This window comes from Shewanella mesophila, assembly GCF_019457515.1.
Lineage (GTDB): Bacteria > Pseudomonadota > Gammaproteobacteria > Enterobacterales > Shewanellaceae > Shewanella > Shewanella mesophila.
Window position 1 is genome coordinate 3960290 of sequence record NZ_CP080421.1, and the last position, 25177, is coordinate 3985466.

21 protein-coding genes are annotated in these 25177 nt (G+C 46.3%); 11 read left to right on the forward strand and 10 right to left on the reverse strand.

What is annotated here, in order from left to right:
* Window positions 1-361 precede the first annotated feature (361 nt).
* Genes K0I73_RS17440 through K0I73_RS17450 form a run of 3 tightly spaced genes read right to left on the reverse strand, consistent with a single transcriptional unit; the run spans window position 362 to window position 3001 of the window.
* The gene (locus K0I73_RS17440; RefSeq protein ID WP_220062290.1) at window positions 362-1576 is read right to left on the reverse strand and encodes a sensor histidine kinase; all 1215 of its coding nucleotides are present in this window, start codon (window positions 1574-1576) and stop codon (window positions 362-364) included.
* Window positions 1566-2240, reverse strand: a complete 675-nt coding sequence (locus K0I73_RS17445; RefSeq protein WP_220062291.1) for a response regulator transcription factor — start codon at window positions 2238-2240, stop codon at window positions 1566-1568. Before K0I73_RS17445 ends, K0I73_RS17440 begins: the two co-directional genes overlap by 11 nt.
* Before the next feature lie 2 nt (window positions 2241-2242).
* Window positions 2243-3001, reverse strand: coding sequence for a response regulator transcription factor (locus K0I73_RS17450; protein ID WP_220062292.1), 759 nt, complete (start codon window positions 2999-3001; stop codon window positions 2243-2245).
* A gap of 524 nt (window positions 3002-3525) precedes the next feature.
* Here K0I73_RS17450 and hemB point away from each other — a divergent pair.
* Entirely contained in the window at window positions 3526-4503 is a 978-nt protein-coding gene (gene hemB / locus K0I73_RS17455; RefSeq protein WP_220062293.1) for a porphobilinogen synthase, read from the forward strand.
* 128 nt (window positions 4504-4631) lie between these two features.
* Here the strand turns inward: hemB and typA are convergent, their stop codons facing one another.
* Window positions 4632-6458 carry a translational GTPase TypA gene (typA, locus tag K0I73_RS17460; protein WP_220062294.1) on the reverse strand — a complete coding sequence of 609 codons (1827 nt, stop codon included), beginning with the start codon at window positions 6456-6458 and terminating at the stop codon, window positions 4632-4634.
* Between the two features lie 368 nt (window positions 6459-6826).
* Between typA and glnA the strand changes: the two genes are divergently transcribed.
* The 3 genes from glnA to ppnP all read left to right on the forward strand — a co-directional run bounded on the left by glnA (window position 6827) and on the right by ppnP (window position 9765).
* Entirely contained in the window at window positions 6827-8236 is a 1410-nt protein-coding gene (gene glnA / locus K0I73_RS17465; RefSeq protein ID WP_220062295.1) for a glutamate--ammonia ligase, read from the forward strand.
* A 268-nt stretch (window positions 8237-8504) separates the two neighbouring features.
* Window positions 8505-9329 carry an N-acetyl-ornithine deacetylase gene (locus K0I73_RS17470; RefSeq protein ID WP_220062296.1) on the forward strand — a complete coding sequence of 275 codons (825 nt, stop codon included), beginning with the start codon at window positions 8505-8507 and terminating at the stop codon, window positions 9327-9329.
* Window positions 9330-9450: 121 nt separating this feature from the next.
* A complete protein-coding gene (ppnP, locus tag K0I73_RS17475) occupies window positions 9451-9765 on the forward strand; it encodes a pyrimidine/purine nucleoside phosphorylase (protein ID WP_220062297.1) in 315 nt (104 codons plus the stop codon).
* A gap of 129 nt (window positions 9766-9894) precedes the next feature.
* On the opposite strand, the gene K0I73_RS17480 is transcribed toward ppnP, so the two are convergent.
* On the reverse strand, window positions 9895-11004 hold the full coding sequence (locus tag K0I73_RS17480) for an aminotransferase class V-fold PLP-dependent enzyme (RefSeq protein WP_220062298.1): 1110 nt from the start codon (window positions 11002-11004) through the stop codon (window positions 9895-9897).
* The gene (locus K0I73_RS17485; protein ID WP_220062299.1) at window positions 11005-12186 is read right to left on the reverse strand and encodes a PrnB family protein; all 1182 of its coding nucleotides are present in this window, start codon (window positions 12184-12186) and stop codon (window positions 11005-11007) included.
* Between the two features lie 195 nt (window positions 12187-12381).
* Between K0I73_RS17485 and K0I73_RS17490 the strand changes: the two genes are divergently transcribed.
* The 4 genes from K0I73_RS17490 to glnG all read left to right on the forward strand — a co-directional run bounded on the left by K0I73_RS17490 (window position 12382) and on the right by glnG (window position 16112).
* Entirely contained in the window at window positions 12382-12846 is a 465-nt protein-coding gene (locus K0I73_RS17490) for an Lrp/AsnC family transcriptional regulator (RefSeq protein WP_220062300.1), read from the forward strand.
* A gap of 99 nt (window positions 12847-12945) precedes the next feature.
* Window positions 12946-13485 carry a DUF4124 domain-containing protein gene (locus tag K0I73_RS17495; protein WP_220062301.1) on the forward strand — a complete coding sequence of 180 codons (540 nt, stop codon included), beginning with the start codon at window positions 12946-12948 and terminating at the stop codon, window positions 13483-13485.
* Between the two features lie 128 nt (window positions 13486-13613).
* Window positions 13614-14657, forward strand: coding sequence for a nitrogen regulation protein NR(II) (glnL, locus tag K0I73_RS17500; protein ID WP_220062302.1), 1044 nt, complete (start codon window positions 13614-13616; stop codon window positions 14655-14657).
* Between the two features lie 45 nt (window positions 14658-14702).
* Window positions 14703-16112: a nitrogen regulation protein NR(I) gene (gene glnG / locus K0I73_RS17505; RefSeq protein ID WP_220062303.1), complete on the forward strand. Its 1410-nt coding sequence runs from the start codon at window positions 14703-14705 to the stop codon at window positions 16110-16112.
* Window positions 16113-16213: 101 nt separating this feature from the next.
* Here glnG and K0I73_RS17510 read toward each other — a convergent pair whose 3' ends face one another.
* Entirely contained in the window at window positions 16214-16366 is a 153-nt protein-coding gene (locus tag K0I73_RS17510; protein ID WP_220062304.1) for a hypothetical protein, read from the reverse strand.
* Window positions 16367-16458: 92 nt separating this feature from the next.
* Here K0I73_RS17510 and K0I73_RS17515 point away from each other — a divergent pair, with 92 nt between their 5' ends.
* The 3 genes from K0I73_RS17515 to K0I73_RS17525 all read left to right on the forward strand — a co-directional run bounded on the left by K0I73_RS17515 (window position 16459) and on the right by K0I73_RS17525 (window position 19887).
* Entirely contained in the window at window positions 16459-17349 is an 891-nt protein-coding gene (locus K0I73_RS17515) for a LysR family transcriptional regulator (protein WP_220062305.1), read from the forward strand.
* A gap of 371 nt (window positions 17350-17720) precedes the next feature.
* Window positions 17721-18578 carry a lipase family protein gene (locus tag K0I73_RS17520; protein ID WP_220062306.1) on the forward strand — a complete coding sequence of 286 codons (858 nt, stop codon included), beginning with the start codon at window positions 17721-17723 and terminating at the stop codon, window positions 18576-18578.
* Between the two features lie 10 nt (window positions 18579-18588).
* Window positions 18589-19887, forward strand: a complete 1299-nt coding sequence (locus K0I73_RS17525; protein WP_220062307.1) for a DUF4785 domain-containing protein — start codon at window positions 18589-18591, stop codon at window positions 19885-19887.
* A 51-nt stretch (window positions 19888-19938) separates the two neighbouring features.
* On the opposite strand, the gene K0I73_RS17530 is transcribed toward K0I73_RS17525, so the two are convergent.
* Genes K0I73_RS17530 through K0I73_RS17540 form a run of 3 tightly spaced genes read right to left on the reverse strand, consistent with a single transcriptional unit; the run spans window position 19939 to window position 25008 of the window.
* On the reverse strand, window positions 19939-23040 hold the full coding sequence (locus K0I73_RS17530) for an efflux RND transporter permease subunit (RefSeq protein ID WP_220062308.1): 3102 nt from the start codon (window positions 23038-23040) through the stop codon (window positions 19939-19941).
* A complete protein-coding gene (locus K0I73_RS17535; RefSeq protein ID WP_220062309.1) occupies window positions 23037-24362 on the reverse strand; it encodes an efflux RND transporter periplasmic adaptor subunit in 1326 nt (441 codons plus the stop codon). The genes K0I73_RS17530 and K0I73_RS17535 overlap by 4 nt, the downstream gene beginning before the upstream one ends.
* Window positions 24352-25008: a TetR/AcrR family transcriptional regulator gene (locus tag K0I73_RS17540; protein WP_220062310.1), complete on the reverse strand. Its 657-nt coding sequence runs from the start codon at window positions 25006-25008 to the stop codon at window positions 24352-24354. The genes K0I73_RS17535 and K0I73_RS17540 overlap by 11 nt, the downstream gene beginning before the upstream one ends.
* Window positions 25009-25177 lie beyond the last annotated feature (169 nt).

A 25177-nucleotide genomic window follows, 5' to 3' on the forward strand; every position in this document is an offset into this window, starting at 1 on the left:
AAATTTAATCTAGAAAATTTGACAAATTATATTTGTGAAAATAACGTCAAAATATAAATAAAGCCTAAATGTGAAAATAACGTCAAAATGAAAATGAGATATAAATAAAAATAAGCCTAAAATATTGATAGCAGAGACTAATGCAAAAAGCATGACTAGTTATCATCAATAGATTATTCAAACTCATGATGAATAGTGATTAAAATAGAGTAGGTTAACCATTCTATTTACTATTTTATGTAGATGTAAGAGATTTTAAACAAGAGAGCTAATTGAACAGATAAAATACAACTTAAACAACAAAGCGCTGTATTAGCGATGCAACTATTGCCATCACTAAACAGCGAGTTGTTATTAAAGGTTAAGCTGAATGTATGATGAGGCTTGCTCTAAAAAAGTTATCATCGTAACTGGTTGAATAGTGCCAATTAAGCTGTGCCGTTAAACGTTCAACCAACATCAAACCGAGCCCGAAACCACTGGAGTTATGCCGTGACAACGGGTTAACAATATCGATTCTATTACCTCGTTGAGTGATGCTAATACCTTTAGCACCGTGCTCTAAACTGTTACGCACCAAGTTATTTAACACTATGCTCAGCGGCTCTTTAAGCACTAATAATTGGGTGTCATCACAGGATAACTCCACCTCGACCTCGCTGCCTTGGGCAAATTGTTGATCATAAACAATGCTCTGTAACAAGCTGGCTAACTTCACATGGCTTTTATCCATCGGACTACAATCAGAGCTCATTAACCACAGCAGGGTTTCGGTGATCGATTTCATTTGAGTCGTCGCTTGACTGGCATGCAATGTCGGCCCCGTTAACTGGCCCTGTTGTAAGGTCAAAATATCAAACGAAGACTGACAGATAGCGATGGGCGTGCGGAGTTCATGACTGGCAAAACGCAAAAATGATAGCTCACGTTGCTGCGCCTCTTTAAGCTGTTTAATCGAGCTGTCTAAGGCATCGACAATAGATTGAAGCTCGGCATAACATTGTTTTGGAAACCGAAGTTGTTCCATCTTTTGCCAATCATGCTGCTTTATTGCCCGACTGATCTGATGCACTGGCGAAATGACTCGGCTTTGTAAATACCATGCCAAAATAGCATTCACAGTGAAAGTCATGATAATCAATAAGCAGATGGCGGCCATATTCTTTGGGGCAAACTCTAACTCATGGGTGGCATTATAGTGCAGCCATACATAGCTAGATTTTCCCGCCTCATCTTGATGTAACATCAGAGCATCGATGAATTTACCATCGATATGCTGGTGCTTTACGTCATTAGGCTCTTCGGGGGGCACGCCATTATTTATCGCCTTTATCTTGCTTGGTACTGACTCCCAGCTATTAAATACGCTCAGATTTTCGGTGTGAAAGGGACTATTTCCAGCACTAGCGTATTGCACTGCAGCTTGAGCCGCATTTCTCATGGTGATCTCATGCATGCTAAACATGCCGGTACACATCATACACAGCGGGATAAAACTGTTAATGAGTAAAGTGATCGCCAAAAAGCTTAAACCATAAACCTGATAGACACGCTTTAAACTGAGTTTAGGCTTCATCGTCATCGACCTTTAAACATAGGCCTACGCCACGGATAGTATGCAGCAGTTTTTGCTCAAAAGGCTTATCGACAATTTTACGCAATAGATGAATATGACTGCGAAGACTATCACTATCTGGCAAGCTATCGGGCCAGAGTAATCTCTCAATTTCATCTCGCTCTACTGTTTCAGGACTTCTTCTCGCCAATAGCGCCAGGATCTGCCAGCCTGTACGTGTCAACACTAATCGCTGCCCTTGTCGATGTACGCTATGTCCAGCAAAATCAAATTCAAGATCGCCAATTGTAAGCAAATTCGGCGACGGGCGCCGCTGCGACACCACCTTGAGTCGAGCCACTAATTCAGCCATAGCAAAAGGTTTAACCAAGTAATCATCGGCTCCCACTTCAAAACCAGACAGCCTATCTTGCAGGTTACTGCGCGCTGTCAGCATAATGATGGGAGCAATGATGCACTGCGCTTTCCATTTTTTACAGGCACTAATACCATCACCGTCGGGTAAATTAAGGTCGAGAATAATAGCGTCAAAGTTACGCTTTATTATCGCCTGCTCAGCCTGTGCGAGCGTCTCAGAATAATCCGTTTCGATATCATTCAGTTCTAAATAATGAATAATATTTTTAGCAAGTAGACGGTTATCTTCGACAAGAAGCACTAACATAATTATATAATTTCCAGTTGATGTGCAATGTGTACTAAATTAGCACGATTGCTAGCTGACAGCTTATTTCGCATAGATTCTAGGTGATATTCTACGCCACGAACGGTAATGTGTAATTCTTGTGATATTTCATGATTATGTAAACCAGTCGCAGCCATTTCCAATGCTTTAATCGCGGTTTGATTAAATAACTTATATTGACGGTAGGGATTTATTTGATCATGAAAATGTTCAAATAAATTCATTTGGGCTTGCTTAAGCGTAACCTCTAAGCCAGTCAGATTTAGGTCCTTATAATCATGTTTAGCAAGTAAAGTGAATCGACCGCTCCAAGCATTCGAAGCAAAGTTTTTCAGCGGCCAGCTGACGACCGTATTAACACCATATCGATTAAATAGTTTTTTGGCTTTATTAGGCTGTCCATCTTCTTCAAACACATAGCAATAGGGAGACTTTAGGCACAGAGCTTCGCCAAAGTTAATATCTGTTGCGGCGACACGAGCCAGATATTGTTGATGCAGTTGTTGCACCGTCGGTGATGACGCCAATACGCCAGCAGCACTTTGTAGCGTGCGCCGTGTCAGTAAATTGCCGCGATTATTTTCACGATAGTCTTCATAAGCACTGTTAGCTATGCCTTGGAACCAGAAGCCACCAAAGCCATGTGAGGCTATTGGCCGCTTGATATCATCGAGTACAGTACTGGCAATCGCTGGGGTTGCTTCCGCTTTCGTTATAGGCAGCTGAGTTAAACGTTCCATTTTTACACCACATACGCGCTATCAGAAACCACTACGGCGGCACTTAGCATGCACCGCATCAAACAACTTTGTTACAATTGTTAAACTGATGACGATAAGTCTACGCAATTAATGATATTGGATAAACGCTTATGGTGTGGAACTTCTAACTGCACAACAAAAACATAAATTTTATATTTAATCCTTCTAGTTTTGACGTAACTTTGACGTGCTACGTTTTATACTTCTGCTTACTCACGCCCTACGAGCCTCTCTTTTGTGCCTATTTGCCTTATTGATAATATATGCCCCAGTGATAAGTACATTAATAACAATTTTCTTGGACTGCCCAACCTCAAACCTATAGCACTAAGCTAGCTGGACGTTGAGTTAAACAAAATCAATGCTATGTGCAGATCACAGAAACACATGGAATAATCTTGAATGTGGAACCTTATATTGAGTGTAAGGTCAGAGCATTGTAAGTATTAAGATTTTCTTCTGAAACAAACCCTCTCACTCATATATCTGTAATAAGGTACTCCATGTTAAGCACACCTCCACTGCGCCGCTTGAGACGTCTACGTAGCTCTGAAACTATGCGCAATCTATTGCGCGAAAGCCATATTTCATTAACCGATTTGATCCATCCGATTTTCATAGAAGAACAGATCGAGCAAGCCATACCAATTGCAACTTTACCCGGTATAAGTCGCATTCCAGAAAGCCGCCTAGCCGATGAAATTTACGAGCTACAGTCACTCGGTATTCGCTATGTCATGCCCTTTGGTATATCACACACCAAAGATGCATCGGGAAGCGATACGTGGAACGACAATGGCTTACTTGCCCGTATGATTAAAACCATAAAATCTATCGCCCCCGAGATGATGGTGATACCCGACATCTGTTTTTGTGAATATACCGATCACGGTCATTGTGGTGTGATGCACCACAACGAAGTCGATAATGATGTCACCGTAGAAAACTTAGTTAGACAGTCGATAACCGCTGCTAAAGCTGGTGCCGATATGTTAGCCCCGTCGGCGATGATGGATGGTCAGGTAAAGGCCATTCGGCAAGGACTCGATAACGCTGGTTTTCAACACGTCGCAATTTTGGCCCATTCTGCAAAATTCGCCTCTTCTTTCTATGGCCCATTCAGAGCCGCTGTAGACTGTGAACTCAGTGGGAATAGGAAAGGCTACCAACTCGATTATGCTAACGGTCGTCAAGCACTACTCGAAGCCTCATTAGATGAAGCCGAAGGCGCCGACATTCTGATGGTAAAACCAGGAACCCCTTACTTAGATGTGATCAGCCGTTTAAGACAAGAAACCTATTTGCCTATAGCGGCATATCAAGTCGGTGGTGAATACGCCGGTATTAAATTTGCGGCGCTCGCAGGTGCACTCGATGAACGAACTGTGGTAACCGAAACCTTTGTTGGCTTAAAACGCGCTGGAGCCGATCTCATTGTGAGTTACTACACCAAACAATATGCCCAGTGGTTAGCTGAATAAAATATTGATACCAATCGGTAAAGTCCCTCAGAAACAAAAAGCCCTGAACACTTTCATGTTCAGGGCTTTTTTAATACTTATCGCTTACTCATCGCTGCACCAAAATAGTGCTTGATGACTCAGTAAACTTAAGAAGCGTCTTTTGAACCGCGGTTATGACGCTTACGATCGTTCTCTGTTAGGTAACGCTTACGAACACGAATGCTCAACGGCGTAACTTCTACTAACTCATCATCATCGATAAACTCAAGCGCTTGCTCAAGGGTCAAGTTGATTGGCGTAGTTAGCACTTGCGCTTCATCGGTACCCGATGCACGCATGTTAGTCAGCTGCTTACCTTTAAGACAGTTAACTGTTAGGTCGTTAGAACGAGAGTGAATACCAACAACTTGGCCTTCATACACTTCAGTCGCATGACCAATAAACAGACGACCACGGTCCTGTAGACCAAATAGTGCGAAAGTTAGTGCCTTACCCGTTGCGTTAGAGATCAATACGCCGTTAGCGCGTTGACCAATATCGCCACCTTTAACTGGACCATAATGATCGAATGTGTGGTAAATCAGACCAGTACCAGAAGTTGCAGTTAAGAACTCAGTTTGGAAACCGATTAAGCCACGGCTTGGGATAACGAAGTCGATACGGACACGACCCTTACCATCAAGCTGCATATCTTTCATTTCAGCTTTACGGGTACCTAGCTTCTCGATAACAGTACCTTGATGTTCTTCTTCAACGTCAACTGTCACTGTTTCGTATGGTTCGCACATCTCACCATCGATCTCTTTCATGATCACTTCTGGACGAGAAACGGCTAGCTCGTAACCTTCACGACGCATGTTTTCAATCAAGATTGAAAGGTGAAGTTCACCACGACCCGATACGCGGAAACGATCTGGGCTGTCAGTCTCTTCAACACGTAGTGCAACGTTATGCACTAATTCCTGCTCTAGACGCTCAAGGATGTTACGTGAAGTCACGTACTTACCTTCTTTGCCAGCAAATGGTGAAGTGTTGACCTGGAAGGTCATGGTCAGTGTCGGCTCATCAACAGAAAGCGGTGGCAATGCTTCTACAGCAGTCGTCGCACATACGGTGTCAGAAATCTTAAGTTCACCAAGACCTGTAATCGCGACGATGTCACCCGCGTTAGCAATTTCAACTTCTGTACGATCTAGACCCATGTAACCTAATACTTGGCCCATCTTGCCGTTACGCGTCTTACCGTCGGCACCGACGATAGTCACTTGCTGGTTAGTCTTAACGCTACCACGCTTAATGCGACCTACACCGATAACACCTACATATGAGTTGTAATCAAGTTGCGAGATCTGCATCTGGAAGTCACCTTCCGAATCTGCATCTGGGAATGAAACTTTTTCAACGATAGTTTCGAAAAGCGGCGTCATATCAACACCAACTTCATCTGGATCTAAGGTTGCGTAACCGTTTAACGCTGAAGCGTAAACGATTGGGAAGTCTAATTGCTCATCAGTCGCGCCTAAGTTATCGAAAAGATCGAATACTTGGTCGATAACCCAATCAGGACGCGCGCCTGGACGGTCAATCTTGTTGATAACAACAATTGGCTTTAAGCCTTGAGCGAATGCTTTCTTAGTTACGAAGCGAGTTTGTGGCATTGGGCCATCAACCGCGTCAACTAGTAGTAATACACAATCAACCATAGACAGAACACGCTCTACCTCACCACCAAAATCGGCGTGGCCAGGGGTGTCAACGATGTTGATGCGGTAATCGTTCCACTTGATGGCAGTATTCTTTGCAAGAATCGTGATTCCACGCTCCTTTTCAAGATCGTTCGAATCCATCACCCGCTCAGCGGCCTCTCCTCGAGTTTCAAGGGTTCCAGACTGTGCCAGCAACTTATCAACCAAGGTTGTTTTACCATGGTCAACGTGTGCAATAATGGCGATGTTACGTAAATTCTCTAACACGGATAAACCTCTTACCATCAAAAAAATAGGGTATTGATAACAGCTAATAATAATAGCTGTTGCAATAAAAAACGTGCCATTCTACTCTAGCCGAGGGCTCTCGCACAGGATTATTTTTTAGTCAGCTATGAATAGTCATGTTTATCATGGTGCGCACCAAGATGGTGATTGCACCATAAAAAGGCAACTAACGCACCAATATGGTGCAAAGCCGCAGAGCCTGGACTGCACCTTTCTATTCAAATCATTATTAATCAATAAGTTAATAAATTGGCACGAGTCTAGCTATACATTGGCCAGAACCGCGTTAAGCGCTACGTTGAATTATAAAGAAGGGCATCCCCTCTACCCTACTCGGAGACTTTAGAATGTCAGTTGAATCAGTTTTACAACAACTAGAAGAACTTGAAGTTAAGTTTGTTGATTTGCGTTTTACCGATACTAAAGGTAAAGAGCAGCACGTTTCTATTCCATCTCACCAGGTTGATGCCGATTTCTTTGAAGACGGTAAGATGTTCGATGGTTCATCAATTGCTGGCTGGAAAGGCATTAATGAGTCAGACATGGTGCTAATGCCAGATCCAACTACTTTTGTATTGGACCCTTTCACCGAAGAAACGACTGCACTTATTCGTTGTGACATTCTTGAGCCTGGCACTATGACAGGTTACGACCGCGACCCACGCTCTATCGCTAAGAAAGCAGAAGAGTACCTCATCTCTACTGGTATCGCAGATACAGTATTGATTGGTCCAGAGCCAGAATTCTTCCTATTTGACGATGTTAAGTTTGGTACCGACATGTCAGGTTGTTTCGTTAAGCTAGATGCTAAAGAAGCGGCCTGGAACTCAGGTACTCACTACGACGATGGCAACACGGGTCACCGTCCATTTGTTAAAGGTGGCTACTTCCCAGTTGCACCAGTGGATTCTTCACAAGACCTGCGCAGCGCTATGTGTCTAGTACTTGAAGAGATGGGTCAAGTTGTTGAAGCGCATCACCACGAAGTGGCGACTGCGGGTCAAAACGAAATCGCGACTCGCTTCAACACCCTAACTGAAAAGGCTGATGAAATTCAGATCCTTAAGTATGTTGTGCACAACATGGCACACGCATATGGCAAAACAGCGACCTTCATGCCTAAGCCAATCGTTGGTGACAACGGTAGCGGTATGCACGTTCACCAATCACTAGCGAAAGACGGTGTTAACCTGTTCTCTGGTGATAAGTACGCGGGCCTAAGTGAAACAGCACTTTACTACATCGGTGGTATTATCAAGCACGCTCGCGCGCTTAACGCTTTCACTAACCCAAGCACTAACTCTTACAAGCGTTTGGTTCCACATTTTGAAGCACCAGTTATGCTTGCATACTCTGCACGTAACCGCTCTGCTTCTATCCGTATCCCTGTGGTACCAAGCCCGAAAGCTCGTCGTATTGAGACCCGCTTCCCAGATCCAACCGCTAACCCATACTTAGCGTTTGCTGCACTACTAATGGCTGGCCTTGACGGTATCCAAAACAAGATCCACCCAGGTGAAGCGATGGATAAAGATCTTTATGATCTACCAGCTGAAGAAGCGGCTGAGATCCCACAAGTTGCAACCTCTCTAGAGAATGCACTTGAGAACCTAGCTGCTGACCATGAGTTCTTAACTAAGGGCGGCGTATTTAGCGAAGATTTTATTAGCTCTTATATCGCACTGAAAACAGCAGAAGCTGAGCGTGTTTCTCGCACGACTCACCCAGTTGAATTCGAGCTGTACTACAGCTTGTAATCAGTTAAATCAATAATAAAAACCGCCTAAATAGGCGGTTTTTTTATGCACAAAAATCCCCCTTTAAAAAGAGTTATGCCAATGCATTTAGCGATGTGATAGTTCACGGGCTTACCCTAATCGCTGTTGCAAAAATTAACAGCAGAGTAGTGATGCGACTTCCGTAAAATTAAGCATAAAATTTCACTCACTCCCATAGTTAAAATGATTTATCTTTATCGCCAAACTGCTATGATGAGCAGGCCGTTAATCTACCATAGAATCAATTATGTCTATCCGTTCTCCTTTTGAATGCTTCACCTGGAAAAGTGATATTTTTAGTTGCGACAGTAACGATATCGATACCTTTTATGCTCGCTTGTCTGAGCAGGTCTCACGCTTGGGGCTGCAGGAAAGAAAGTTAGGAGAGACAGGTGATTTTCCGGTTAATTTTTATCAATCTCCGGCTCAAAAGTCAGGCCAACCATCACTATTAATCAGTGCAGGTTTTCATGGCGAAGAAGCGGCGGGTCCTTGGGGCATGCTGTATTTTTTAAATGAACTAGAGCCAGAGTTATTTCAGCAGATTAATCTCAGTCTGTTACCCTTGGTCAATCCAACTGGGTTTAAACGTGGTCATAGATTCAATCAGTTAGGAGAAAACCCTAACCGAGGTTTCGTACTAGATAATGGCCGAGGTAAAAGCAATGATGACACATCTGCTGAAGGCAAGGTATTGCTTGAGCATTCACAACTATTACAAGCGGCCAGTAAAGATGGCATCTTAACCTGCCATGAGGATGTGTTACTCACAGATACTTATATCTACTCATTCGAAGCCAATCAAAATCCTGGTTCATTTAGTAAACATCTACGTGACACCTTAGGTCAGTTTTTTCCAATCGCCCAAGATGGTGAAATCGATGACTGCCCAGTAAAAGATGGGATTATTTTTAATCATTTCGACCTCTCCTTCGAAGCATTTCTGGTTCGTCTAGGGGCTGGTGTCGGTGTATGTAGTGAAACACCAGGCCTACAGAGTTTCGATCAACGGATACTTGCTAACGCCGCGATTATGAGACGTTTTATCGAACTGACGCTCGAAAAACAGTGATCCTCAGGCGACATCTGTTGTTGCAGCTAGCGGGAGCTATAACCTAGTTTAAATTTGAATAGATATTCCATTTATTCAGATATATAGTCACCCTATTATCTCAGAAAAAATAGGAAGTACTATGCAGGAGTTTACCCAAGTTTCCGTTTCAAAACTGGCCAATATCTATTTTGATGGCAAAGTCACCAGCCGCACAGTCACATTTGCAGATGGAAGTAAGCAAACACTGGGTGTGGTGCTCCCGGGAGAGTATCAATTTTCCACCGCCGTAGGCGAAATTATGCAAGTTACTGCAGGCAGTCTGTCGGTACTGCTGCCCGATACCAACGAATGGGTGGATTATGCTGCGGGGAGTGAATTCCAGTTAGCCGCACAAGTCAGCTTTAGCATTCGATGTACTGAAATAGCCCAGTACTGCTGCCAGTACATAGACTAACCGACGTCATTAAAGCCGTTTCATTCGAGCCGCTTAGATCAAGCGGCTTACTTCTAGCTACTGACTTCAAGCGACTTCATGACAACGAAACTTCCCTCTAAAATTACAATACCCAGAGACGAAAGCAGATCAGCAGTAAGGTTTTACCACCTGTAATAGGTGGGTAATATCTTGCTCGGTATTGTAGACATGGGGCGAAATTCTGATCCCTTGGCTACGTGCATCGACGCTAATATTGGCCTGCTCTAACGCTGCCATCACTTCGCTCTCTCGACCTGAAAACTGCAAAATCATGGTACCGCTGCGCCGCTCACGTTCACTTGGAGAGGCCAACCACTCACCTAAAACTTCCATAACCTTATCGATCTGTTGCTGGTTATGCTGTCTCACTACTTCAATCCCTAAGTTGGCAAAGTAGGCAATACTGTGGCTGGCAATAGCATAGGGCGCGATTGACGGCGTACCGCCCCAAAACTTGAGCGCCGAAGAGTGATAACGAAAATCATGAATATCAAACTCAAATGGGTTCTCATGACTAAACCAACCGACATCTTGGGGCTCACATGACTCAATGTGACTTTCATGCAGCCACAAGTAGGCCGCACCAGATCCGCCACATAGCCATTTGACGCTGGAGCCAATCATGAAATCTGGTTGCAGCACCGCTAGGTCAATAGGCAAGATGCCTGCCGATTGAGCCACATCGATAAGCGATAAGCTGCCACGCAACCTTGCGAGGTTGATCACCTCAGCAATCGGCGCTTGCTGACCGGTATTGGAATAGGCATGACTGATGAAGACCAAGTCGATGTCATGACTCAAGTGATCCGCCCACACTTGGGGATCGGTCACATCTAAATGTTTCGCGATAAAGCGCAGTTGGCAATGGGGTAGCGCCTTTCGTAGTGCAAACCCCATGCTAGGAAAATCGATTTCACTCATCAACACTACGGCGCCATCACGAGTTAGCCGTGGTAAGGCCATCACCAGCTTTGTTAGCGCACTGGAGAGATTAACTTGAGGACAAAACTGTCGCTGCGGGCTGTTAAATAGTTGCCCTAAGCTTGCGGTAAAACTGTCGATAACACCTAACCACTCTCCCCACGGCTCTCGGCTAGAGGCTTGCCATGGTGCAAAAAACGCTTGCTGGAATGCGCTTTCACTACTTTTTAATGGACGACCAACCGAGTGATTCAGTAGGTAAGTGCCTTCGGCTAATACAAAGTGATCTTGCAACATTTACGACTCCCCAACGTGAAGGCTTGCTTTTAGCTTGATGAGATCATCAAAGCGGGTGCGAATATCGCCTCGCTTGGCTGCGGCGCGTCGGTCTCGCAGCTTCTCTAACGCGTTAAGCAACACTGGCAGCGGTGGCCCACTTGCGGTGACCTTCTCCATGTGTTGCTGCTCCATCTGTTTTGAGGGCTGGGTAATATATTTATCAACCAATTGATTATGATGCTGTATCGCAGTTTCACCATGGCACTCGCAGACGGCAATAAAACGCTGTAGATTCTGTTGATACCACTGCTGCTCCATACAATCCATAGCCCCTAAGAACTCATCCATTATGCTCGAGCGACGCATGCAGTCCCGCAAAATACGTTGATCTTCTGGCATCATGTAGAGAAATTTATCCACCAGCAACTGAGAATAGGACTGCTCATTGGCAAAGCATAATCCTAGCTGCAGATCGATCACATTGATCCCTGCAAAATCACCGGCATTTGCCCCACGGTAGATCTGCTGCCCAACACGATAAGGTTTGTAGTAAGGGCGAACACAATTAAAGAACATCTCTGCGTCGAGATTATCAAACAGGGTCTTATTTGAACTGATTACCTCAGTCAACGCATGATGAGCGACATCGAGTAAGTCTGCGGTTATCGGATGTGAAATCCCTAAAGGTTGGATTTTTAACAGGGCATCGGCGGCACGTTTATAGGCGAGAATCCCCTTAGTATTGTAATCAACAAATAGCTTCTCATCGTCGAGATCGGTAAAGCGTTTATATAGCCCATTTACTGCACGGTTATGGGTCGTGAGGTGCGCGGTGGCAAAGCGCGGGGTAACACCGATCGACGCCCCGATGTGCATAGCGAGGGCTGAAGCTTCAACCAATGGTGAACAGGTCTCTCGACTCGGCTCCGTGATCTCATGACGACGGCATGCCGCCATATATAAACCGACATTACCCAGTAGGTCGAAGGCACTGTCAAAACCTTCGTCGGTATTGCCTTCATCGAGTAATGTCTTGATCAACTCTCTTCCCTGTTGCTCTAACGCTGTTTTTAACTCATCGCCAACACCAGCAACATTGGCAGGATCATCTTGCTGCAAATAGTTGCGCTCGAGTGCCGAATTTAACTCAACAAACTCATTGCGGATCCAATGATCGAACGCCTGAACATCTCTACTCATAGGGTACCCTTATCTATTTTATTATTTATGGGTTAACGGTTATGGGCTAACCGTTTTTGATTAATGCAGATAACCTAACATCAAGCGGTGAGTTTATATCGCTATAATCTGACTCGCTTTGGCCATTAATTAGTGATTTACGATAAAATTTAATCTATAAATACAGATAATCACTCAGCAATAATATGAATACGAATGAAGTCCCTAGATAGCAAAGACAAGCTGATACTGGAGATCTTGCAAAAAGAGGGACGCATCTCGGTTGCCGAACTCGCAACGCGGCTCAATATGTCTGATACTCCTTGCCTTCGACGGATCAAAAAGTTGGAGCAAGGCGGCTATATTGACGGGTACAGCGCTAGGCTTAGTGCTCAGGCGCTACAGCTTAACGTCGTGGTTTACGCTTTCATTCGCCTGACTGAAAATTCCGATCGTTATGCTGATCAGTTTGAGCAGGCGATCTCCCAACTTGAACAGATACTTGAGTGCTCAGTGATCACCGGAAGCCATGACTATCTACTAAAAATAGTGGCCCATGATCTACTGGAATACGAAAGGTTTGTTAAACGAAAACTGGGCAGCCTTAAGTGCATTGCCAGTATTGAATCGACCGTGGTTCTCAAGCAAACCTTCTCTCGTCACCAACTTCCTGTGGATTAGAGGGCGCCCGAGTTCAAGTTAGTTAACATTTACTCAATGATTTTTGCGACAAAAGCGGCTAATCTGATAGTGATATCACCGTATAACAAAGGATCTTTTATGCGACCGCTTCTGTTTGCTATCCTCATGCTACTCACCGCATCTGCGACGGCTGCCATCTATAAATGGGTAGATAAGGATGGCAAGGTTCACTACTCCGATTCTCCTATAGAAAACGCCCAAGCCGTCGAGTTTAAGAGTAATACCGAAAATCAGATAAAGTTGCCGCCTCCCGTGGTACGCGAATCGGCCCCTAAAGAACCCAAACAAGTTGGCGATATCTATCAGATGCGGATCACCAGTCCCTCTGAGGAGGAAACGATTCGAGATAATAATGGCAATATCACGATTATTGGCTCTATCACACCCGATCTTGCAAAAAACCATGTGCTGGTTCTATTGATGGATGGTCAAGTCACAGGAGCTGCACAATTAACCCCAGTTTTTAACCTAGAAAATGTCGACCGTGGCGAGCACATTTTTGAAATTAGGGCGCTGGCACAAAACGGCAAACAACTTGCATCTACTCCTCCAAGAACCGTATTTCTTCATCGAGCAACCATAAACGCCGTGCCACGACCAACACCTCGTGGCAACTAAAAATATAATTTTATTATTTTTTAGTTAGTTATATACAAACCATTTCATATCGGCTCGATGAAGTTAGCTTGCACCACGCACCATATTGGTGCACCATATTGGTGCAACCTATTTTCAGGGAGTCGTAAATGAACACAGACCCATTGCTCAACCATTTGGTGACCGCCATAATCGTCATCGATGGTGATCTCAAGTTGCGTTATGCCAATAGTGCAGCCGAGCAACTACTTGGCTTGGGTAGCCACCGACTCACCGAACATACGATAGATGATTGTTACCAATCCCTCAGTGTCGAAGCTGAGTTACTCACTACCGCGATTCGAGAGCATCAAGGCTTAACGGTAAACGCGGCAAGCATAGTGACTCTCGATGGACAACTGCACACTGTCGATATCACATTGACCCCGATAGAAACTGCCGATAGTGAAGAGCAAGGGCTATTAGAACTACGTCAAGTCGATCAGCAAAGACGTATCTTGCAGCAACTCACCATAGATGCCCAGCAACAAGCCGCACAATATCTTGTCCGTAATCTCGCCCACGAGATCAAGAATCCACTCGGCGGTTTACGTGGTGCTGCGCAGCTGTTAGCCAGAGAGTTGGAAGATGAAGAGCAACGTGAATTTACCGATCTCATCATCGAACAGGCCGATAGGCTGCGAAACCTAGTAGACAGGCTACTTGGACCACAAAAACCGAGCCAGCACAGCATCCATAATATTCATGAAGTGATCCAAAAGGTGCTCAAGTTGGTGCAGGTTACTCTGCCCAATGACATCAGCCTGATCCAAGATTATGACCCATCGATCCCCGATATCGAGATGGATCAAGAGCAGTTACAACAAGCGGTACTCAATATCGTCCAAAATGCGATTCAAGCGCTGGAGGAGGGTGGTGAGATCCGCATAAGAACACGCACCCAACATCAAGTGACCATAGGGACTCAGAGGCACAAGTTAGCCTTAGCCCTATCGATAATTGATAACGGACCTGGTATCAAACCAGAACTCATGGATACCCTGTTTTACCCCATGGTAACTGGGCGCGAACAAGGATCTGGCTTAGGCCTATCCATAGCGCACAACTTCGCCAGATTGCATGGAGGGCGTATCGACTGTACCTCTGTGGTAGGCCAAACCGAATTTACCATTTTATTGCCAGTCAAAAGCTAGGTAAGTGAACAAGCCAATGAGTATTCAACTTAAGAGAGTAAGTGTATGACAGAAAAAGTTTGGGTTCTCGACGATGATAGCTCGATACGCTGGGTGGTAGAAAGAGCCCTTAAAGGCGCCAAGATTAGTTGCGCCAGTTTCGCCGCAGCAGAATCACTTTGGCAGGCATTAGAACTCGCGCAACCCCAAGTGATCATCTCTGATATCAGAATGCCTGGCACCGATGGGCTAACCCTGCTGGAACGATTACAGCTGCACTATCCCCATATACCCGTGATCATCATGACGGCGCACTCAGACTTAGACAGTGCAGTGAGTGCCTATCAAGCTGGAGCGTTCGAATACTTGCCCAAACCATTCGATATCGATGAGGCTATAGGTTTAGTCGAACGCGCCCTTAGCCACGCCAGAGAGCAATCTCCCAAACCTAAAGCCGAGGCAGAGATCAAGGCACCAGAGATCATAGGTGAGGCGCCTGCAATGCAGGAAGTATTCCGCGCCATTGGCCGCCTATCACGCTCCTCTATCAGTGTGCTGATCAATGGTCAATCGGGGACGGGTAAAGAGCTGGTTGCTGGTGCACTCCACAAGCATAGTCCACGCAGAGACAAGCCTTTTATCGCACTCAATATGGCAGCGATTCCTAAGGAGCTGATTGAATCAGAGCTATTTGGTCACGAGAAAGGGGCCTTTACGGGAGCCGCAGGCGTACGCCAAGGACGCTTCGAGCAAGCCGATGGCGGCACACTCTTTCTCGATGAGATCGGTGATATGCCGCTGGACGTACAAACAAGGTTGTTGCGGGTATTAGCCGATGGCCAATTCTACCGTATTGGTGGCCACTCACCAGTCAAAGTGGATGTACGAATTATTGCGGCAACCCATCAAAACCTTGAGTCTCAGGTAAGCAAGGGGGAGTTTCGTGAAGATCTATTTCACCGCCTCAATGTTATCCGAGTGCATCTACCTCCATTATCTCAACGCCGTGAGGATATTCCTCAACTCGCACGCCACTTCTTAGCGACAGCGGCAAAAGAGATCAGTGTCGAGCCAAAGATCTTAACCAAAGCGACGGCAGAAACTTTAGCCAGCTTGCCTTGGCCCGGTAACGTAAGGCAGTTAGAAAATACCTGCCGCTGGTTGATGGTAATGGCATCGGGACAGGAGATATTGCCACAAGATTTACCACCAGAGTTACTGACGCCCTCCGCCAATAATCATAGTTCTACAGAGGTAGAATCCGGTTCTTGGCAACAAGCATTGACCCAATGGATCGATCGACGTCTCAGCGAAGGAGAAAGCGATCTGCTAACCGAAGTTCAACCCGCTTTTGAACGCATACTGCTTGAGACTGCGCTAAAACATACCAATGGCCATAAGCAGGAAGCGGCAAAGCGTTTGGGATGGGGACGTAATACACTGACGAGAAAACTCAAAGAGTTAGAAATAGACTAACTTCTCTAAGTTCAGATTAGGAAACAGGATAGCGCCAGAGTGATGAGTACAATTTTAGAGCGTTTTATTATCCGACTTTAGCCAGATAAAGATAACCCAGCTTACGCTGGGTTATTGTGTAGCTGTTTAGCACTTGAATCGATCACACCTGCTTGAGCTTGGTTTGATTGTTTTGCAACACACTGCTGTTCATTTTCAACTGGCATAGCCGCTTGCCATAAGGCACCGACCCATAAATTTTGACTTTGTTTCATAGTTATCCCCTTTTCTGTTAGTCAGTTCAAAGTATTCTTATTGCCACTATTAGTAAAATGAATATATTCCATACAGTAGATGCCATTTAAGAATGAACATACCAATCAAAACCTTGCAGCACTATCTAGTGCTAGTGGAAAGCGCTAATTTTACTCGTGCAGCCGAAAAGTGTTTTATCACCCAACCCACATTGAGCAAAATAATCCAGCGACTCGAAGAGAGTCTCGGACAACAGCTGCTACATCGCAACAATCAAAAAGTGGAGCTCACCCAAGCGGGAATACTGCTGGAACAGAGTGCTCGTGAAATCTTAGGGCAATGGCATCGATTACAAGAAGACCTGAACAACTTAAGTGGCCTTAAATCTGGTCGACTTCGTCTCGGTGTCTGCCCTATGATGAGCAGCCTGATCATTGGTTTACTGACAGAGTTTAGGCAACGCTATCCAGGTATCGAACTACAGATGTATGAATATGGCGGGTTTGGCTGTGAGCAGGCGCTACTCAATAACAGCCTCGATATCGCCTTTACCGCACTGCCCACCACCCACGATATCGAATTGGCCAATCAAGCACTAACTCGCTACCCCTTGCTTGCCTGTGTCCCAGAGGGACATGAACTGGCAACTAAAACATCCATTACGTGGCAGGATTTTGCAGCCTACCCTTTCATTCTTTACAACGAAGATTTCTCCTTGGCCAAACTCATTACTCGTCTAAGCGCTAAAGCCGGGGTGCAACTTAATATCGCCTTTCGAAGCGGTCAATGGGACTTCTTGGGCACCATGGTTGAGGCACAAATGGGAGTGGCCATCTTACCCGAACCCATCAGCGATAAACTGAGCAGCAACAAACTGGTATTTATCCCGATGGAGCCCAATCTCACTTGGGATCTAGCATTAATCTGGCGTAAGGATCTGCCGCTGACCCCTGCTGCAGAGGCGCTACTCAGTGTCAGTCAGCAAGCCCAGTCTCCACTGTGAGTGGTAAGCTGTACAGCCATCTTTATCTAAAACAAAAGCAAAAATTAGCACCAAAATCCAATACAGAGCCAAATAAAGGATAAAATGACTCTCTCTTTTGGCTTTTTTTATGATTTACATAAAAATAGTGAAAAACTTTTACTCAATAATTAAAACACCGCCTCTATCTTTTAGCCTACCTAAGCCAACAACTGACAGTCGAAGTAAGATTTGTTTAAAACAATCAACAGGCTAAAGCCAGTTCAACTAGTACTAATGTACAAATAAAAGCCCTTGAAGCCAGTGATTCATCCCGTTAGGTTCCCTAAAGAAGTCTGAAATATCAGGCTTCTACACCCTAAGTAATTAAAACTATAAATAGAGATAAGCCAATGAAGATCTATAACAAGCTAATAATGCTGGGTCTGTTTGCTGTCAGCCCATTGACTTATGCCGCTTCAGGACTCGCGTTCATCCATGGAACAGGCAATCAAACCGATGCACTATCAGATTACTGGACAAGCGAATTTGTCGACTCAGTACGCCAAGGTGCTACCAGTCCCAACAATTATGTCGTTATCAACTGTGATTTCGACCAATACATGTGGGAAGACGTCGCCGCAGGTTGTCTCGCAGAGCAACTCTCGACCTTTATCGACAACAAGGCTATTACTGACCTTACACTCATCACCCACTCCAATGGCGGAAACCTAGTGCGCTGGATATTATCCAACCCCACTTGGGATGGACGTTATCCCAAAATCATCAATGCCGTCTCCAACGTGATCGCCATCGCTCCCTCGAGCGGCGGCACACCACTAGCCGATGCTGTTAACCAAGGTAACGTATTTGAAACCTCATTGGGCTGGTTACTCGGTTACGGCAGTAATGCCGTCAAGCAGCAGCAAGTTAGCTGGATGAGTTACTACAACAATACTTGGCTTAACGGCACCACAAATCGCCCCACCTTAGGCAAGCCGTTCGAGGTTATTGTGGGCTCGGATGTGGAATCGGCAATCTGGGATAGCGACAGCTATTGCGCAGGTTATCAATATCAAGTGGCGCTAGAGACCACACAAAACTGGCTCGATGATTGCTCAGATGGCTTTCTTGAGTGTCAGTCACAAGGTGCCGCTGGCACCGTTTGGTTTACCGACAAGCAGCGCACCGCAGGCAAAGAACCTTTAAGCCATCAGCAAAGCCGCCGAGCTTGCTTTAATCTCGACACCATCATCGCCGATCATATTTAGGAGCCAACTGATGAAAAAATCAATCCAGCTGGCGAGCATGTTCGCCTTAACCACCCTGTTAACAGCATGCCAATCAGAAGAGTCCAGCAGCCTAGATGCTACTGACCAACAGTCTAGCCTCATCACCACAGTGCAACTCTTGCCGCCCAGTGGCAGTGATTTAAGTGTAAAAGACTTAACGGCAAGCGCCTTACCGCCCATTAACCAGGCTCGCGATACGATTCGCTTTTCACAATCTATCGATCCGACACTCAGCTTAACCGCACCCAAAATGACACAGCATCAGCGTAGCGACCAATACTGGCGCACCGTTAGTGGCGCACAGCTGAATGCCGGAATCAAACTAGCCATCAGCCAAAGTGAGAGCATTATTCGCGTTGCTCCCCGTGGCGATAATAGTTCTGGTGGATTACTCCATAGCCCCGCCATCGCTCCTGAGCAGTTGCGCCTCTATAAGATCAATAAAAATGGTATCGATAAATCGGCCTCTATCATCCACTCGATGAGCGATCCGCAAGCCATGGCAACCGCCGGCATTATCGATGACTCCAGCGCACTGACTCTGTCAAAACAAGCCAGCCCAGGCCAATATCAGCTGCAGGTCGTGCAACCATTGGCCGCGCAAGATAGCTATCTTATCAATGTCAAAGAGAAGGGGAGCCCTTACCAGCTTGAACTGGATGCCCCAGCGGCGCTGGCGAGTAATAATGACACGCTTAAGTTCTCCTTAGCGATTAGCGATAGCGATAGCGATAGCGATATCGCACTGCAACCCACTGCGACTCTGAAGCATAGTGATGGCCAATATTATCCACTGGATTTAGTCAATATAGACCAGCAATGGCAGGCGAAACTGCCTGAGGCATTAACCCTCCCCAGTAGCAATCGAGGCCTGAGCGAAATACAGCTAGATATCGAAACCCGCATCGACAACAAGCCCGTCATCCGCACCGTCAAAACGGCATTCAAGCAATATGTGCCTTCAGCAACGTGGGGGCAATCGGCGCAGATCCATTGGCAACAGCAGTTACCCGTTAAAGCGGTATTGGATCTACAAATCGCTAACCCTGGACGCTATGAGCTATCGGCGGTATTGGTGGGTACCGACGCGAACGGTGAGGCGCGCAATATACTGCGCAGCCAGTCGGCATTATGGCTAGAGCAAGATGGTCAAGTCAGCCTCGCTTTTGACGCTGACACTATCATAGCTTCGGGTCTGAAAGCGCCCTTCTTTTTGCAGGCATTGGAGCTAAAAGATCAGGGACAGATGGCAAGGTTAAGTTACTTGAATCATGCGGCGCAACTTTAATCCTTACCGGCAAAACGCCCTCATCATTTGAGGGCGTTTTATTATTACTACTTAAATATCTTGATGTTTATGTATCTTGCCAAAATCGGCCAAGATGGCATAGGCGCACGGGATGATAAACAACACCAACAGGGTCGAGGCAAAAATACCAAACACAATCGAGACAACTAAAGGCTGCACCACCTGTGCCTGTAAGCTGGTTTCCAGCAGTAGTGGTAATAGTCCTGCGGCCGTGGTCAACGAGGTTAAGAAGACCGCACGAAAACGCTCTCGGCTAGCGCTGATCACCGCTTGGTGAACGCTATCGCCCTCATCCACATGATGGCGAATATATTGCACTAGGAGTATCGAATCATTCACTACGATCCCCGCCAGTGAGATAAAACCCATTATCGATGGCATCGACAGGTTATAGCCCAACAGAAAGTGACCCCATAACACACCAATTAGCGCGAGCGGTATCGCGAGCATCACCACTATGGGCTCTAAATAACTGCGAAATTGGAAACTCAATATCGCGAACAGACCAAACAGACCTATCATAAAGCCCTTGGCCATTGAGCTCCCCGTCTTGGCTGTCTCCTTAGCGGAACCTTCAAAATCGACCCTTAAGCTAGGATATTGGGCCGTCACTTGTGACAACCATTCAGACTTAACCTTAGCTAAGGTTTCATTTGCATTGGCACTATGGTTATCAACATCGGCCATTACAGTCACTGTGCGCAAACTATTGATACGCTGAATGCGCACATAAGAGCGTTGATCTTCTAGTTTCGCAATCGCCGACAGTGGCAGTTGGCTACCATCAGCCAGTATGATGGGAAAATTCGCCAACGCCTGTAGGTCGCCCGCCTGCTCGGTATTGAGACGTACATCAATCTCTATATTTTCGGGCCCTACCTGGATCTCATCGGCGGTTTGACCATAGAAAGCACTGCGCAGCTGCGCCGCCACCAGTTGACCATCGATACCGAAGGTTTCTGCACCCGGACGTAAACTGACTTTTATCTCCTCTTTACCCGGACGCATGTCATCGAGGATGCCACTGATCCCATCAAACTGAGCTAAATACGATTGCAGTGACACCGACGCGTGTTTGAGCATATCGAGATCATCTCCCTGCAAGCGCACCTCAATATCACGTCCCGCAGGCCCCATGGTCGGCTGCTTATAGACGATGGAAAGCGGTAGTGCCAGATCGCCGCTATTGGTACGCCAATCGGCAATAAAGGCATCGATAAGGGTGTTGCGCATCTCTGCCGATAGTAGATCTAAGCGCACTGTGGCCACGTGTGGCCCCTTCTCACCTGCATCGGCGTTAAAGTTATATTGTGCTGTGATATCTTGAATCAGCTCAATCCCTCCTTCCACCTCCTCGCTGTAGCGCTCCCCCGTTCGCTTGGCACTGGCTATCAGGTGCTTAACTACACCTTTGGTCTGACTCAAAGAGGTGCCTGGCGGCAAGATGATCCGTGCCTCGGCGATATCGCCATCGAGATCAGGAAAGGGCACAAACTTAATCGCACCGCCCACCACCAAGGAGATTGAGATCAGCAAGAAGCCTAAGATTGCACCGACACTGACATAACGCCAACGCACCATGAAGGTCACTAGGTTCACCAGCTGATCATTTCTAAAGTACTCAAACTTGGCTAAAAACTTACGTTTAAACTTAAATGGCTCACGCTCTTTACCCGCATGGGTCAGCGAATGGTTTAAGTGGTTGGGTAAAATCAAGAAGGCTTCAATCAAACTCACGGTCAACACCATGATAAGCACTGTTGGAATCGCCGACAGCACCGCCCCCATCTGACCGTCGAGCCCAAGCAGCGCGCTAAAGATCAACACAGTCGTCAAGAAGGAGGAGACAACACCTGGTGCCACCTTGCTAACCCCTTTAACCACAGCATCACTCGGGGCCAATCCTCGGTCAATGTGCGATGCAATCGATTCTGCAATCACAATCGCGTCATCCATCATAATGCCGATTGCCATTAACAGACCGACCAAGCTCATGAGGTTAATGGACACCCCAAATAGACTCATCAAATAGAGGCCGCCAAGAAAGGCGACGGGAAGCCCTGCCGATACCCAAAATGAGTAACGCAACGAGAAAAACAGCCACATGCTAAAGAAGACTAAGATGATCCCCTGCCACCCATTTGTTAGCATCATATCTAGCCTATCTTGCAATACCGAAGACAGGTCATTGGTCATGGTTAAGGTTACACCCTCTGGTGCCCGAGTCTGCTCAAGCGCAATAAACGCAGTTACTCGCTCTTTAATCCGCAAGGCATCATCGGCCTTGTTCTTTTGTACCTTGATTAACGCGGCATTCTTACCATTAAACAGGATATGCTCTTCATCCAACTCAAACCTGTCTGTGATGGTGGCAATATCGTCAAGGCGTACCACACTACCATCACTATTGGAGGCCACAATGGTGCGGCCTAGCGCCTGAGGTGTGACCTTACGCTCATCGAAACGCAGCAAAATATTTTTGTCTTGCAGCTCAATATTACCCGCTGGCATTTTGACATTCTGCCGACCCACTTTATCGGCCACATCAGCCGCAGTCAGCCCTAGACGACGCATCGCAATGCTATCTAATTCGATACGAAGCTGGTGATCGGAAAAGCCCGCTATCGATACCAAATTGACGCCCGCATCAATCTTTAGTCGCCGCTTTATATCTTCGGCATAACTTTTTAAATGCGGCCAGCTGGTGTTGGCGACAATCGCGATATCGACGACCGGCTCCGCCCAATCAAGCTCTTTGACCACAGGGGGTTCGATTTGGGCAGGAAAGTTCTGAATCGCATTAATTTGGGTCTGTACATCCACCAGCATCCGCCCTAAATCAGCCTTGGGTTCGAGCTTGAGCCGCATCGATGCCACACCTTCCTGGGCATCACACTTCACCTCTTCAATATTGGCTAAGCCGTCTACCGCATCTTCCATACGCAGACAAATACTCTCCTCCACCTCGACAGGCGAAGCACCGGGATATACCACGGTAGCGACCACATAGGGCGGCGCAAACTCAGGAAAGGTCTCACGCTTTATCGACCCCATATTGATCAAACCCAGCATCAAAAAGGTCAGCATGATCAAATTGGCTAATGTAGGGTGCTTGGTGATATAGGCAATCACAGACTGGCCTCCTTAGGGCTGGTTTGTGGTGCCGTCGGCTCGACAACCTTCAGCGACATGCCAGGAATCGCTGGAATGAGATCGTTAAGCACTACCATATCCCCGGCGGTAACATCCCCATCAATGGCCACTTGCAAGCCATCACGAAACAGTACTTCAACGGGTTTTATCTGCAGTCGGCCATCCTTGTCCATCAGATAGATAGCCCCACCATGAAGCGCCTTTTCTGGGACCACAAAGTGAGGTTTTGCCCCGCCAATGATATCTGCTCGCACAAACATCCCTTTGGTTAATGGTGGGCGAGTTAACAGATCTAACTGGTGAAAATCTTGCTCGACTTCAAGATAAACTCCTATGGTGGCGAGATTTGGATTTACCGTCTCCGCAACGCGAGTCACCTTTGCTGGCCAAGTGAAGCGGTTATTGCCCACTTCAAATTCGACTTCCGCTTGCAGGTCGAAACGTTCGATGGAGGGCATACTCATAGTGGCTGATTTGGATAATATACTGCCCACCAAGGTACGCATATCTTGAATAGAGAGTTCGGCCTTAATCTCTGCGGTACCAAGTTGATGCGCCACCATCATCACAGAACCAGTGGTAACCACCTGATCTTGTTCGATGTTAACATCTGATACTCTGGCATCGAACGGCAGTACCACTTTGGTCTGCTCCAGTCGCCGCTGCGCATCGGCCAACAAGGCGATATCGACTTTCTCTTGCGCTTGACTCACTCGGCGGTCATCTGGCAGCAGCTTTAATGAACTCTGTAAATCTTCTACTAACTTGGTCTGCACCAACAGCGATTGCTTTTGATTTTCGACTTCTGAGCTCGAAACCAGATCACGCTTTTTCAGCGTGACCTTACGTTGATACTCTTGCTCTGCTAACACCAACTTCTGTCGTTCAATTTTGAGGCTGGCATTAAGGTTACGCTCTTGCTGCTCAAGCCGCGTCAACTGAGCCTGAGTTGCATTTAGGTTAGCCTGAGCCTGCGCCAACTTAAGTTCGTACTCCAGCGGGTCGATCGCTAACACCAGAGTGTCTTTTGGCAACATGCGCCCGGTTTCTAACTGTGGATGGCGATAGATAACTTTACCGCCGACCTCCGCCATGGCTTGCCAGACATGTTTGGGTTCCACGCGACCAAACCCTTCGATCCGAGGCGCTAACTCGATCTGCTGAAGCGATAAGACTTCAACAAAACGCGCCTTGTCGTACCCTTGCACTAATGAAGGGGAAGGCTTTAACAGTGCCGCAAAAACCAACACCAGAATACCTATGCCGATCCCAACAAATATCAGGCGTTTTTTATTGTTCATCAGTGTGGTCCTGTTCACGCAATAATCCTCTGCGGAGTAAATTGGCATTTTGTTTGGCTAAGGTTTGTAGAAAATCAGGTGTGAGCTCAATTCCGACACATTTTAGTAGATTATCGGGGACTAAAAAGGGAAACAGCATCATGGCGAAGAAGCTCAGTTGTGCACAGCGGTCATCGATATCCTCTTTTAACATCCCCTTGTCCTTCAACCGTTTAAACATGGCAATATTGTCAAAGTTAACCACCTCGTAAAACGCTTTGGTTACCTCCTCATTTTCCGGCAAGCTTTGATCTAAACCTGCGATACGAAACATCAGTCGAGGAAAATGTGGGTGTTTCGCCATTACGGTGTAATAGGTTTGCATCAAGCTCGCAGGGCTTTCAGCTTTTATGTTCAATTTAGACTGATGCAGCTGCTTGACGACTGGCATGGCCGTTTCACGGATCATGGTAGAAAACAGACTCTCTTTCGAACCGAAGTAGTATCGGATCAAGCCTGGGTCTGTGCCCGCACAGATCGCAATTTCGCGAATCGTGACCTGTGCATAGTCACGCTCAATGAACAAGTTTCGTGCCGCTAAAACCAGCTTAGCTCGATTTTGAGTGTCCCCGCTGGGACGACCGACACGCTTTTTCGCTTCAGCCATATTAATTCCTCATTAGAAGAATTAATTCTAGGAAAAGAATGACTAAATTGGCAGCGAAATAATTCCCCCGAATTAGGGGTTATGTAGAATTAACTTACATGAGATAGGTTGAAGAGAGGTCGCCTGCAGCTGGATTTATGGCTGCAGGGCTAACTTTCACCGCAGATAC